Source organism: Algoriphagus lutimaris (genome assembly GCF_017051705.1).
GTDB lineage: Bacteria > Bacteroidota > Bacteroidia > Cytophagales > Cyclobacteriaceae > Algoriphagus > Algoriphagus lutimaris.
The window spans coordinates 1,026,621-1,040,370 of the sequence record NZ_JAFIDJ010000001.1; the positions used below are offsets into that span (position 1 = coordinate 1,026,621).

Genomic DNA, 13,750 nt, shown 5'->3' on the forward strand with positions numbered 1-13,750 from the left:
AAATCATGGCTACACTAACAAAAACAACTAGACGGGATTTTCTAAAGATAGCAGGTACTACAGCTGGTGGTTTATTTATAGGCTTTAACTGGCTGGCTTGCGATTCACCAAAAATGGAAGTCCTCACCGATGAGCAGGTACTTTCCCAAGCCAAAGGCTTTAATGCGTACCTTTCAATTGCACCAAGTGGAGATATCGTGATTTACTCACCTAACCCAGAGTTAGGGCAAAATATCAAAACATCATTTCCAATGGTGGTGGCAGAGGAACTAGATGCAGACTGGAAAAATGTTCGGGTCATGCAAGCAAATCTGGATCAGGAAAAGTATGATCGCCAATTGACTGGTGGATCTGGTGCTATGCCACATTCCTGGGAAAGATTGAGAAAAGCAGGTGCTACTGCACGATATTTATTAGTAGCTGCTGCAGCCAAAGAATGGGGAGTTCCGGCTTCTGAAATCACAACTGAGGCTAGTATGATCTACCATAAAGGAAGCGGTAAAGAAGCTAGCTATGGAGATATGGCAATCGCCGCATCTGGTTTGGAAGCACCTGAAGAGGTTTCCCTAAAAAATCCAAAAGACTTCAAAATCATCGGAACTCCAGTTAAAAACGTGGACAACCAAGCCATTTTTACTGGAAAACCACTATACGGGTTAGATTTCTACAGGGAAGGTATGAAGCATGCAATGATTCAAAGACCTCCTTTTGGAATGAAAATCAAATCAGTAGATGATGCTGCAGCCAAAAACGTAAAAGGCATTTCTGATGTCATGGTCATGGAAAATAATGTAGTCCTAATTGGGGATTCTACCTGGCCATTAATGAAAGCTAAAAAGCTTTTGAAAATAGATTATGAGGCAGACGGGCTTGTGGAAAGTTCCAGTGATCACGATCGTCTTTTCCGGGAGATGTTAGATTCTAACAAAGCGGAAGAAAGAAGGAGGGATGGTAACGTAGCAATGGCCTTTAAAAATGCCGCAAAGGTGGTTACAGCTGAATACCAATGTCCTTTCCTATCACATTCTCCAATGGAACCCATGAACTTCTTTGCGCATGTGAAGGAGAATTCTGCGGAACTAATTGGACCTACACAAACACCAGATAGAGCGGCTTCTGCTGCTGCAGAAATACTTGGCATTCCTAAAGAGAATATTACTGTGGAAATTACTCGCTTGGGAGGAGGATTTGGTAGAAGGCTTCGAGCAGACTATGTGGAAGAAGCGGTCAAAGTTTCTAAAGCCATCAATGCCCCGGTTAAAGTGACTTGGAGCAGAGAAGATGATATTACAGGTGGAGCATATAGACCCGCAGTAAGATATCGATTTGAAGCTGCCCTGGATGCCGATGGAAATATGATTGGCTATAAATTAAAAGGAGCTGGTATCAACGCTGGTAACAGCACACGTCAAAATAATTTTCCTTCTGGAGCAGTAGACAATGTGTTGATTGAAAGTATTGATCATAATTCGCCAATTACTACCAATCCTTGGAGAGCTCCAATCACCAACTTCTTGGCTTATGCGGAACAATCTTTTCTTGATGAGGTGGCTTTAGAAGCCAACAGGGATCCTGTGGAATTCAGGCTTTCTCTTCTAGAAAAGGCCAAAGCAAGTCCGGTTGGAGGAGAATTGGGATACGATGCGGATCGAATGATTGGAGTGATTAAAACTGCCGCTGAGAAATCCAATTGGGGGAAAAACCCAAATGTCAGTCAAGGTTTTTCAGTTTACTTCTCTCATAGAACCTATGTTGCGCAGGTAGCGGATATTGAAATGGAAAATGGATCTCCTGTACTCAAGAAGATCACAGCAGCAACGGATTGTGGGATGGTTATTAACCCAACCGGAGCTAACCATCAAGTAAGAGGTGGAATTGTTGACGGAATGGGACATGCGATGTATGGTAATCTGACTTTTGAAAACGGACTTCCTACTCAAAAGAACTTTGATAAGTATCGATTGATCAGAATGAAGGAAGTTCCTCAAATTGATGTGCATTACGTGGACAGTGGGTATGATCCAACTGGTTTAGGTGAACCTGCATTGCCACCGACGGGAGGAGCAGTTGCCAATGCCATTTACAAAGCGACCAAAAGAAGATTAAGAAGACAACCATTTATAGAGCAAGAAGAATTCTTTGATCTTAATTTGGAAATCAAACGTGCTTAAATTGATTTAATAATTAAAAAGGTGTCAAAATTACTTGACACCTTTTTTTTATGATTCTTTATAAGCTTAAATATCATCCATTCCCCTTTCAGGCCAATAGGGGCCTTTGAGGGTTAATTTGAGTGTTAATGGATCTATTAAAAAATCCACTTTCATTTCTTCTCTCTTTTGTTCATGAATTGCTAAACAGGCATTAAAATGTACCAAATCAAATTCCAGAATCAATCGACCTGAATTTTCAGTATAAAAATCCGGAACCTCTTTCAAAAGAACCTGCTCAACTACAGCTCCCTCTCGTTTGAAGTAATAAGAAAGAAAAATTCCTAGATCCTTTTGATTTTCCTCCAAAACAGAGGAAATAGTAGAAGATAAGGCTTTGCCATCTATCTTTTTAATCTGGAAACTCCATTTTTCTTGCATTTCAAAATTGTTTGAAAGTTATAAGCAATAAAGAGAATAGTTAACGAATTTAGTTCCTTGTCAATAAAACCTTTTAAAGCTCACTCTAAACTTCTAATTTAATTTGATGAATTACCCAATCTATTTAGATTACAACGCTACTACACCTTGTGCTCCTGAAGTTTTAGAGGAAATGTGGCCCTGGTTTTCACAACACTTTGGAAATGCAGCCAGTAAAAGCCATCCCTATGGATGGGTGGCAGAAGAAGCTGTGGAAAAAGCCAGGGAACAAGTGGCTAATTTAATAGGAGCAAGGTCCAAAGAAATCATATTTACTTCTGGAGCTACCGAGGCAATCAACTTGGCTATTAAAGGGATTTTTGAGGTATATGCAGGTGAAAAACAACATTATATCACCTGCCAGACAGAGCATAAAGCCGTATTAGATTGCTTTGGCGAGCTGGAAAAAAAAGGGGCAAGTGTCACTTATCTCTCTGTTCAAAAGGATGGAAGCATTGATTTAAATTTACTCCAATCTGCCATTCAACCAGAAACAAAAATGATTGCCCTCATGTGGGCTAATAATGAAACTGGGCTAATTCATCCTATTTCCGAGATAGCTCAAATTGCAGAGGAAAAAGGCATCATCTTTTTTACTGATGCAGTACAAGCTGCAGGGAAAATTCAGGTTTACGTAAAATGTGTTCACATGATGGCCATCTCTGCTCACAAATTTGATGGCCCCAAAGGAGTAGGGGCATTATTTATTAGACATAATCATAATCTCCCTAAACCAATTGGCCAGATTTCTGGAGGTGGGCATGAAAAAGGATTTAGAAGCGGTACATTGAATGTCACAGGTATCGTAGGAATGGGTAAAGCTGCTGAGGTAAAGCAAGGAATGATGAAGTCTGAATTTTCCAGACTTTCGCTGCTTCGCAATCAACTAGAGGAAGAGTTATTACAAATCCCTAAAACATATTTGAACGGAAGTCAAGAACATCGATTACCACATGTGACAAACATTTCCTTTGCAGGAGTAGAAGGGGAGGATTTACTTAGAAAAGTTTGCATGAAAGTAGCGGTCAGTTCTGGCTCAGCTTGTACCAGTATTTCACCAAAACCTTCACATGTGTTGAAAGCAATGGGGTTAGATGACAATCTAGGCAGGTCCACTTTACGATTTAGTCTAGGTAGACAAACCTCCGAACAAGATATTTTGGATACAATAGAGTGGGTAAGGAAATCAGTAAAGGACCTAAGGGATCAATAGATATTTATATTCCTTGAAAATACCTATAAAAATTTTGCCTATAAGTGCTGTCCTACAAATTCAAATCCCTCAAATCCGCCTCAGTGTCAACATCTGTTTTTCCTTTTGGAAAGGGGACAATTTCTAAATCATCCTCATGCGCTACTGCTATTTTTTTTGCGCCTTCATCACCGGTTAAAGACATCAATTCATCAAAATATGCCATTCCAAAAAGAATTGGAACACCAAAGGTTTTAGAATAACCACTGGCAATAATTCCTTTCCCTGTTTTTTCTTGAGTTGCGATAAGTTTATTAATCAACTTTGCATCCACAAAGGGTTGATCACAAAGCATCACGATTACTTGATCCACAGGATCTATCTTTTGAAGATATTCCAATCCTCTTATCAAGGTGCTGGACATACCTTCTTTCCAATTTGGATTAGGAATATTAGCGATGCTGGCACCAGGAAAAGTCTTTTTAATTTCATCTTTAAAAGCTCCGAGCACCAAGACCTTTTTATCAGCCTTCGAACCATTCGCTGCATCTATTGCATATTGAAGTAGAGTTTTATCCTTGTACCGTGCTATTTGTTTAGGGTAACCTAATCGTGAAGATTCTCCCGCTGCCAATATGATGATCCCTGTTTTCATTTTTATGAAAGTTCCTGATGAATAGGCCCTTCTTTTTCTTTAAGAAAAGACCCTGTTTTTCCTACTAAAACCGCTTTGATTTCAGCCAATACAGCTAAAGCAATTTCTTCTGATCCTTCGGCTCCTATGTCTAATCCCATGGGAGAATAAAGATGATCTTTCCTTACCGAAACTCCATTGATTTCTAACCTATGGATCATTTTCTCGGATTTTTTCTTCGGCCCTAAAATACCGATATACGGAATGTCGTAATCCATTAGCTGTTGCAATACTACGCATTCATATTCAAAGTTATGCGTCATTAATAAGGCAACAGTTTGGGAGTCTATGCTTAATTTCTCAACTGCTTCATTAGCAGGGGCCACCACAATTTCTTTAGCTTTTGGAAATCGGCCATAAGTAGCTTGATTGGGTCTCCCATCAATCAAAATCACTTCAAACCCTAAAATATCTGCTATCTGTACTAATGGAATGGTATCGTTCCCAGCACCAAAAAGTAATAAACGAGTGGCCGGTTTAATTTTTTCAAAAAAGATCTGAATTGAATCATGTTCAGGATAACTTTTTATTAAGCTACTTAACTGGGCTTTATCATTTGCTTGGCTACTAATCTGATTTAATAAATTGGTTTCTAATTGTTCTAGCTTTCCTATTTGCTGCCCATTTTTATAAAGAAGGATAGTCCCAACCTGTTCAGACTTGGAATTTTTAATAGAGAATAAGGTAATTAAAGTGCCTACGTTCCTATCTGAAAGTGCTGTTTTCAACAAGTTGACAGAGTTGGAAGCATCTTGATAATCAATCGGTTCGATCAAAACATGAATAATACCATTACAACCTAAGCCCACTCCAAATTTTTGATCATCCTCATCCGTGGTATCATAGGTGACCAACATGGATTTTTGTTGAAAAATTACCGATTGTGCTTTTCTAAGCGCATCTCCTTCCAAACATCCACCGCTGATTGCTCCAGTCAATTCCCCATCTTCTGAAACCAACATCCTTGCTCCAGGTCTACGGTAGGCAGATCCATCTACATGTACTACTGTTGCCAAAGCAATCTTCTTTTCTAACGTCTGGTAATGGTCATATGCTTGGATAATGGCTTGAAGTTCTTTCATATGCTAATCAACAGGTAATTTGTTCAAGATAACTTACCTCTATCTCTAATTCAAAATTTAACTTACGAATGGAATAAAAGATTTGAAAATTCTAATAATTTATTTGCAATATACTTCTTCGAATTGAACCCAATAAGTTAGGATATAGGGATTACCATCTACTTGATTTCAATTAGATGGATTCTAACTGAATGAATCTTGGAAAGAATGCCTCAATCATATGCTTTTTGCAAAGCGATTTTTTTAAAAATGTTATCTTTCTTTTTCTTTACTAAGTCTATGAAATCAAAGCAATTCATTCTCCCAATCCTCCTAATTCTCCTCACGTTTCAAAATGTCTTTGCTCAGCTTAGCAGCAGTGTAATCAAAGAGGAATCATTAAAAGAGTTAAGGGCTTCCTTGATGACTTTTCGAGAATATCTTTCTATACCCAATAATGGGAAAGTACCTTCAGACATTACAGCAAATTTAGAATGGTGTAAGCTTGCTTTGGAAAGCAGAGGATTCAAAACCAAAGACCTGATATCAGGTTCAGTTCCACACCTTTTTGCAGAAGGCACATTTGATCCAAAAAAGAAAACTATTTTGGTTTATATGCAAATAGACGGACAACCTGTGGATTCATCCTCTTGGAATCAGGAAAGCCCGTACATACCTGCGCTTAAAATGAAAAAAGGAGAAGAGTGGGAGGAAATTAACTGGAACTTACTTGAGGGCCCTATTGATCCAGAATGGAAGATCTTTGCTCGGTCTGCATCTGACTCAAAAGGCCCTTCTATGGTCTTTTTTTCTGCTTTGGATATCTTAGAAAAAACTGGAAACCAGCCTTCTGTCAACCTAAAATTTATTTTAGATTTTCAAGAAGAAATGAGTTCTCCGGAATTGGCTGATGTAGTTGCCCAAAACAAAGAACTCTTTAAGGCAGATGGAATTTTAATCATGGATGGTACCCGACATATTTCCAACTTACCTAATTTGACTTTTGGAGCCAGAGGAATCGCCACAGCTACTATTCGCGTATTTGGAGCCTCAAATGACCTACATTCAGGACAGTATGGAAATTTTGCTCCTAATCCTGTTTTCTCTCTAAGTAGGCTATTGGCAGCAATGAAAGATGAAAAAGGAAAAGTGTTAATTCCAGACTTTTATGCAGGAATACAGTTTTCCGAGGAGGAGATCAATAGTATGAATAAGGTTCCTGAAGACTCGGAAGAAATTGAAAATGATCTAGGATTTGCAGAAGCAGAGAAAGTAGGAAATTCACTTCAGGAAGCACTTCAGTTTCCTTCCTTGAACGTTAGGGGTCTACGAGCAGGGTGGGTAGGGAAAGAGGTAAGAACTTTGATCCCATCAGAAGCAGTAGCAGAAATTGATATGCGATTAGTCAAGGAAACACCGGCCCAAAGACAAATAGACTTGCTGAAGCAATTTGTGATAGATCAAGGTTTTCATCTGGTAAAAGGGGAGCCTACCATGGAAGAGAGAAAAACTTATTCAAAACTTGCATCCTTTGAGTATAGATTAGGTTCTGATCCATTTAGAGCAGAAATGGATTCCCCTTTTGCCAATTGGCTGAAGTCTGGGATGAATTACGTGTTTGGTGAGCAATACATTAATACCAGAACTACTGGAGGTTCTCAACCCATGGCACCATTTATAAATATATTAGGAGTACCAGCAGTATCTGTCCGAATTCCAAACCCAGATAATAGCATTCATGCTCCCAATGAGAATATTAGAATTGGAAATTACTTGGAAGGCATTCAAACGTGTCTAGGTATCCTTACCCAACCATTTCAATAAATGGGTAATCTAGATCTAATCGCATTTGGTGTTGTACTACTCACTGTAGTATTCGTTCTTAGAATTAGTAGGGTAAAAAATCGGATCATCGAAAAAATACTAGACTGGTTCCCGGCAATTCTTTTCGCTTATGTGATTCCAGCAGGCTTTACACATCTTTTCGGTTGGGATCTCTCTGAGGTTTACTTACATAGTTTAAGTCGCAACTGGATAATTCCCATTACATTATTAGCCGTGATGAGTGCGCTTCCTTTTCGCCAATTGGCAATAGTAGGGATCCGCCCATTGGTCCTGTTTTTTATTGGATCAGCAATTATTACAACACTCCCAATTTTCTTGGTTTTACTTTTTTCGAGTGTCGATCCAAATTCTTCAGAATTGTTTATTGGTCAAGGATTTTGGAAAGGGCTGGTCCCAATTGTTGGAGGATGGATTGGAGGAAGTACCAGTCAATTGATTTTAAAAGAACTAGCTCAAACTCCTGAATCGCTATTTCTTTCTGTGTTGGTTCTAGATAATATTTTGGTCAATATCTGGACCATTCTGATGTTTCAATTTATCAAAAAAGGAGAGGTATTCAATATCTTTTTTGGTATCAATGACCCAATTCCCGATCAGTCTGAGCTTAATTTGAAAAACAGTGGTAGGAAAATTTTTCCATTCGTCACGATTCTAATTTTCTTTGGGATTTCCTCCATCATTTTTTTCCTAAACATTTCCTTCTTGGGAATGGTCATTATTTTATCAATAATCGGATTGGCTTTAGGAAACCTAATCAAAATTTGGAACACTCGGTTTTCTCTTCAATTAGGAGGAATTTGTATTGTTCTAGTGATGGCTATCTTGGGATTAAGATTAGACTTCAGCAATTTAAGCTTACCCTTAGTATTTATACTAGTGGTAGTGATTTGGTTAGTCCTCCATTTTGTTGGTATGTTGATTTGTGCAAAAATCCTGAGATTAAATTTAGTTTGGGTTCCCATAGCCTCCATGGCAAACCTAGGAGGAATTTCCACTGCTCCTGCAGTCACTGCAGCATATCGAAAGGATTTGATGCCACATGCAATTTTGCTTGCTATCCTAAGTATGGTCACTGGAACTGGTTGGGGGATGTTGACTATATACCTATTTGAGCTATTAAATTAAATTTTCAATGCAAATACCAAGTCTGGCAGAAATAAAGAGAGAGTTAAGCTATTTGGATGAAAAAGAGCTAAGAGAATATATCATTGAATTAAGCAAGTTCAGTAGAGATAACAAGGCCTACCTATTCTTCAAACTTTACGGAAGGGACCAACCGGGACTTTATGTTCAAATGGTTCAAGAAGATTTAGAGTTGGAATTTCAAAATGCCCGGGGAGAACACTCTTATTATGCTAAGAAATCAGCTCAGAAGATTCGAAGAAAAATGAATAAGCTTTTAAGACTTAGTAAAGACAAAGCGGAACAGTTGGAGGTGCTTTTATTTTTCTGCGAACGAATGAAGGAATATGGCTTTTTAAGACATTCCAATACTGTAATAGAGAATTTGTACAGGTCTCAACTTTCTAAAGCTGAAAAAATCCTTTCAGGTTTACATGAAGATTTGCAGTTTGACTATCAAGGTAGAATAGAGGAATTATCATAAAAAAGCCCCTGAAAAATCAGAGGCTTCAATGGATTTGTACTTCCTTATTTACTTGGCCATGTCGCCCAAATCCCACAATGTCCAGCATTATCAGTTCTGTAAATTTCATGCTGGATACCTGAATAAGAAGCATTCATAACCGCTCTTGGAGAAAATTGGAATTCGCCATTTTTCTTGATAAATCCTGTTCCGAAATGTGCTTGGTCAAATCCATGGCCCATTTCATGAAGTGCCACAGTTTCTAAATCGATTTGTCCACCATCCGCTGCCCAAGGGAAATTGTCATTGTAATAGATCTCCTTTAAAGCTGAATCTATTTTACCATCACCATTCAAATCTGGTTCACCTCCATAAGAAAAGGTGAAGGTTACTGCCAAAATGAAATTAGAGCCTCCTGGAGCCAATAAGTCAAAAAATTCAGCAGGCATAAATCCTAAGTTAGAAACATCGGCAACTACATCTGGAATACTTGGAAATCCAAATAAAAACGCGACAATACCGTATGGGTCAGCCTCTATGGGCGTACGATACATCCCCATTTCAGAGCAGGAAACTTCTTCCCAAGTCCGGGCTGCATTTTCTAATGCACCAGTGGCATCACTTGTACTAATGGTAGAAGAAGATCTGGCCTCATCGATATAATAAGACATATCAGAAGTACCAAAAATCTTTCTGTCCGGATTAAAATGGAAATTCATCTGCTTACTTCCTTTATTGTCAAAAATGACGGTTCTTCCCATTTGTTCACTCCCAGGTGCGGTAATAAACTCTGCCTTCATTAATTTAACTTCCAACTCTTCCCCAGCAATTCTGGCATTTTCTGACTTAACATTTACCTTCATTGTTGGAACTTTTAAATCACTGTAAACAATTTCATCTGCCAATTTTTGTTGCCCCAAATCATTGGTCTCATCTAAATTTTGGCAACCAAAAAGAATGAGTCCAGAACAAAGTCCGATTAAAATTTTACTGTTTTTCATAAAAATATAATTTAGTTATAGATATTTAACTTATAATAATCATATTTAAACTTTAGTTATTAAAACTATTGAAAATTAATTTTCAAGAAGTTATGATGATATTGTACAAACAACCTATTAAATGACTTTAAACGGAGTCTCCTCAGTTAGTAAACGTTTAGCGTCAACAAGGTCTTTTTCAAACAATCTATTCAAATTATTACCTCCTAAATCTTCTAATCTACTTTCTATTTGGATACAATATTCTCCAGGCTTCCAGCTGATATTGGGACCAAATCGAATTGATTTTTCATGGATTCCTATTTCAAATTCACCTTTTATTGATGAATCATTCTCCCCCTTAATGCTAAAAATTTCATTTAATAGGGGATAGTCCAATAGCTCATTGAATTCGAGGATCAAAGAATCAAAAGTATTGGAAGATGGAATTTCAATAAGCCAAGTCAACAGTTCCCAAAAAGTACCGCTTATTTACATTCTCTGAAAAATAAAATTGAGGTCGCCAAATAAGAATCTAGGTCTTCAGATGGAGCGAACTCTAACGACATTGATCAAAAAAAAATGCCACATTTCGGTCCCGTACAATGGTTGGGATACTGAATGTGACATTTTTTATCGAATACTTATTATAGAGACAACCTCTTTAATTTAGTTTACTTTTTATCTAAACTGATTTTCTCAGGTAAGACTTCATTTAACTTTTTGAACTCTCCATTCAGGATTTCATTCAATTTAGATAAATGACCTTCTAATTCACCCGATAGTTCCTCAAAAACTACATAGGATGCATCAGTTGGTTTAGCCTGACCGGATTCCACACTTCTTTGTAATGAAGCCAAACGATTATTCAATTTGATAGGGAAGTTCAAAGGATCCTGACCTGATTGATTTTGTACTTGATAAAGATCTTCTTCAATTACTCTCATTTTCGAAAGCACCTCCTCAATTTGGGCTTTTACTTTAGCATTTGCTTTCACCTCATTGGCCTGAGCTCTAATATCCCGAATCAAAATAACTGCTTCATTTGCCTCAGACACTTTATCTCTGATCACCATTGCCAAGTCAAATTGTTCTTGAATATCTGCTGCTGTTACCCCCTCAAGATTTGGATCCATCTCCAATTTAAAGGAGGTATTTTTCTCCACATCACCAGTTTTCAAGGTAACATTATACTCTCCAATAGGAGCCATAGGGCCTCTCTGTGGACGAGCAGACCAAATGATCATTCCATCAAATACCGTTGCACCTGGATACCGCATATTCCATGTAAAGGTATTTAGTCCTTCTTTTAATCCTGGGTTACTTCTACCTTCTTTTTCTTTGGTTCCAGTATACGTATTGATTAAATTCCCCTCTGCGTCTTTAATTTCGATGGTTACAGACTCAGCTTCTTCTGGTAAATAATATTGAATGGCTGCATCGTATACACCTCGAATAGGATTGGCTGGTTTGAATAAAGCCACTTCATTTTTAGCACTAACCTCAACAGCTTCCCTCAAAGGTCTAATATCATCCAAGATCCAGAACCCGCGGCCATGAGAACCCAACACCACATCGTCATTTTTCAAGACAAGATCTCGAATTGGAGTATCCGGCAAATTCAATTGCAGAGATTGCCATTTTGCTCCATCATTAAATGATACATACACACCATGCTCAGTAGCCAAATACAATAGACCCGGCTTTTCTAAATCCTCACGGATGGCTCTGGCGAAATGTCCATCTTCAATTCCATCGATAATTTTAGTCCAAGTCTTTCCATAATCCGAGGTTTTGAACACATAAGGCTGTCTATCATCTACCTGATATCTATTTGCCGCTAAATACAAGGTGCCTGGCTGGAATTTACCTTCATCGATGATACTGATCCTTGAAAACTTAGGCAATTCTGTGGGGGTAATATCCACCCAGTTTTTACCTCCATCTTGGGTAATATGAACTTTTCCATCATCAGACCCTGCCCAAATCGTGTTGACATCATGCATGGATGGGGCTAAAGCAAATACAGTAGCATAGATCTCTGGACCATTCATATCCATGGTAATTACACCGCCCGTTTTACCTAAAGTCTCAGGATCTGCATAGGTTAAATCCGGACTGATCTTCTCCCAAGTTTGGCCATCATTGGTGGTTTTCCAAACATGCTGAGATGTGGTGTACATGATCGATGGATCCAATGGAGAAAACATGATTGGGAAAGTCCACTGCCATCTTTCCGGAAGAGCAGAAGCTGGTTCGCCCGAGAAGAATCTAGGATACACTTGAATATCTCTGTATTGGCCGGTTTTTCTGTTATATCGTGTCAATAGTGCTCCTTGGGAACCTGCATAAAAGACGTCTGGATCAGTTGGGCTTTGAGTAATCCATCCACTTTCTCCTCCACCAACAGCATAATGATAACCGTGGCCTGGACCTCTTCCTAACATATGATTCCAGCCTTCAGAAGGCATTGCCAAAGTACTGTTGTCCTGCTGTGCTCCAGCTACATGATAAGGAACATCAGAAGTGGTCATAACATGGTAAAATTGGGAGGTAGGATAATCTTCCTCTGTCCAAGTTTTACCGCCATTGATACTTACTACCCCTCCACCATCATTGGAGCTAATCATACGCATTGGATCATTTGGATCAATCCACAAATCATGATTATCACCATGAGGAACGGTTATTTCCACATCAAATGTTTCCCCTCCGTCTGTAGACTTCCAAAAATCAACATTCAATCCATACACTGTATTCTTGTCAATAGGATCAGCATAGATTCTAGAATAGTAAAAAGCTCTTTGTCTTAATTTTCGTTCATCATTTACCTTCTTCCAAGTCTGACCGGCATCATCAGAGCGGAATACTCCTCCTTCATTTGCTTCCACTATTGCCCATACGCGATTAGGATCAGCAGGGGATACAGTAACTCCAATCTTTCCAATTGGACCTTCTGGCATTCCTGGGTTCGAAGTCAAATCGATCCAGGTATCTCCACCATCCGTTGATTTCCATAGTTTGGAGTCAGGTCCACCCCCCCACATTTTCCAGGCTTTTCTATATACCTGCCAGGTAGAAGCATATAATACATCAGGATTCGTCCGGTCAATTATTAAATCTGCGGCACCTGCCTTATCACTTACATAAAGGACTTTTTCCCAATTGTTTCCTCCATCTGTAGAACGAAATACACCTCTTTCCTCATTTTCGCCATAGGGATGACCCAATGCAGCCACATAAACAATATCGGGGTTGGTAGGATGAACTCTAATTCTTGAAATAGCCTGAGTTTCTTTTAAACCTAAATGCCTCCAGGTCTCTCCTCCGTCAGTGGTTTTGTAAACTCCGTCACCTTGTGTGATACTTCCTCTTAACTGAGTTTCTCCTCCGCCTATGTAAACAACATCGGGATTAGTTTCAGCCACTGCTACCGCACCTATACTGGAAGAAGAAATTTTCCCATCGGTGACAGGAAACCATTCATTTCCACCGTCTACGGTTTTCCATAATCCTCCTCCTGTAGCTCCGAAATAATATTCATTTTTTCTTCCTGGACTTCCAGAGGCTCCTAAAGATCTTCCTCCACGGTTTGGACCAATATTCCGCCAGCTATAGCTACTATAAAAAGAGGGATCTACCACAGTTGATTGATCTTGCGCGAATACTTCATAATCGGTAAACGCTAATCCAAGGCATACCATGAACACCCGGATTGTTTGGTAATTGTATTTCATAAAGGTTGATGGTTTTGTCAAAATTA

11 protein-coding genes are annotated in these 13,750 nt (G+C 38.8%); 5 read left to right on the plus strand and 6 right to left on the minus strand.

Features of this window, described 5'->3' with window-relative positions:
• The first annotated feature begins 5 nt into the window (after window positions 1-5).
• On the plus strand, window positions 6-2,171 hold the full coding sequence (locus JYB62_RS04255; RefSeq protein WP_205644180.1) for a xanthine dehydrogenase family protein molybdopterin-binding subunit: 2,166 nt from the start codon (window positions 6-8) through the stop codon (window positions 2,169-2,171).
• Window positions 2,172-2,237: 66 nt separating this feature from the next.
• On the opposite strand, the gene JYB62_RS04260 is transcribed toward JYB62_RS04255, so the two are convergent.
• Window positions 2,238-2,591, minus strand: a complete 354-nt coding sequence (locus JYB62_RS04260; protein WP_205644181.1) for a hypothetical protein — start codon at window positions 2,589-2,591, stop codon at window positions 2,238-2,240.
• A gap of 106 nt (window positions 2,592-2,697) precedes the next feature.
• Here JYB62_RS04260 and JYB62_RS04265 point away from each other — a divergent pair, with 106 nt between their 5' ends.
• Window positions 2,698-3,843 (plus strand): cysteine desulfurase family protein, encoded by a 1,146-nt coding sequence (locus JYB62_RS04265; RefSeq protein WP_205644182.1) that lies wholly within the window; start codon window positions 2,698-2,700, stop codon window positions 3,841-3,843.
• 52 nt (window positions 3,844-3,895) lie between these two features.
• On the opposite strand, the gene JYB62_RS04270 is transcribed toward JYB62_RS04265, so the two are convergent.
• Together JYB62_RS04270 and JYB62_RS04275 are read right to left on the minus strand one after the other, a co-directional pair.
• Window positions 3,896-4,477 (minus strand): nucleotidyltransferase family protein, encoded by a 582-nt coding sequence (locus tag JYB62_RS04270; protein ID WP_205644183.1) that lies wholly within the window; start codon window positions 4,475-4,477, stop codon window positions 3,896-3,898.
• A 2-nt stretch (window positions 4,478-4,479) separates the two neighbouring features.
• Entirely contained in the window at window positions 4,480-5,598 is a 1,119-nt protein-coding gene (locus tag JYB62_RS04275) for an XdhC family protein (protein ID WP_205644184.1), read from the minus strand.
• A 279-nt stretch (window positions 5,599-5,877) separates the two neighbouring features.
• On the opposite strand from JYB62_RS04275, the gene JYB62_RS04280 reads away from it, so the two are divergent.
• The 3 genes from JYB62_RS04280 to JYB62_RS04290 are packed head-to-tail and all read left to right on the plus strand — an operon-like array spanning window position 5,878 to window position 9,028.
• On the plus strand, window positions 5,878-7,401 hold the full coding sequence (locus tag JYB62_RS04280) for a M20/M25/M40 family metallo-hydrolase (RefSeq protein ID WP_205644185.1): 1,524 nt from the start codon (window positions 5,878-5,880) through the stop codon (window positions 7,399-7,401).
• On the plus strand, window positions 7,402-8,547 hold the full coding sequence (locus JYB62_RS04285) for a DUF819 family protein (RefSeq protein ID WP_205644186.1): 1,146 nt from the start codon (window positions 7,402-7,404) through the stop codon (window positions 8,545-8,547).
• A 7-nt stretch (window positions 8,548-8,554) separates the two neighbouring features.
• Entirely contained in the window at window positions 8,555-9,028 is a 474-nt protein-coding gene (locus JYB62_RS04290) for a hypothetical protein (protein WP_205644187.1), read from the plus strand.
• Window positions 9,029-9,072: 44 nt separating this feature from the next.
• Here JYB62_RS04290 and JYB62_RS04295 read toward each other — a convergent pair whose 3' ends face one another.
• From JYB62_RS04295 to JYB62_RS04305, 3 genes are all read right to left on the minus strand, one after another.
• Window positions 9,073-10,008, minus strand: a complete 936-nt coding sequence (locus JYB62_RS04295) for a M10 family metallopeptidase domain-containing protein (RefSeq protein ID WP_205644188.1) — start codon at window positions 10,006-10,008, stop codon at window positions 9,073-9,075.
• Window positions 10,009-10,125: 117 nt separating this feature from the next.
• A complete protein-coding gene (locus tag JYB62_RS04300; RefSeq protein WP_205644189.1) occupies window positions 10,126-10,455 on the minus strand; it encodes a hypothetical protein in 330 nt (109 codons plus the stop codon).
• A 206-nt stretch (window positions 10,456-10,661) separates the two neighbouring features.
• Window positions 10,662-13,724 (minus strand): VPS10 domain-containing protein, encoded by a 3,063-nt coding sequence (locus tag JYB62_RS04305; RefSeq protein WP_205644190.1) that lies wholly within the window; start codon window positions 13,722-13,724, stop codon window positions 10,662-10,664.
• Between the last annotated feature and the right edge of the window lie 26 nt (window positions 13,725-13,750).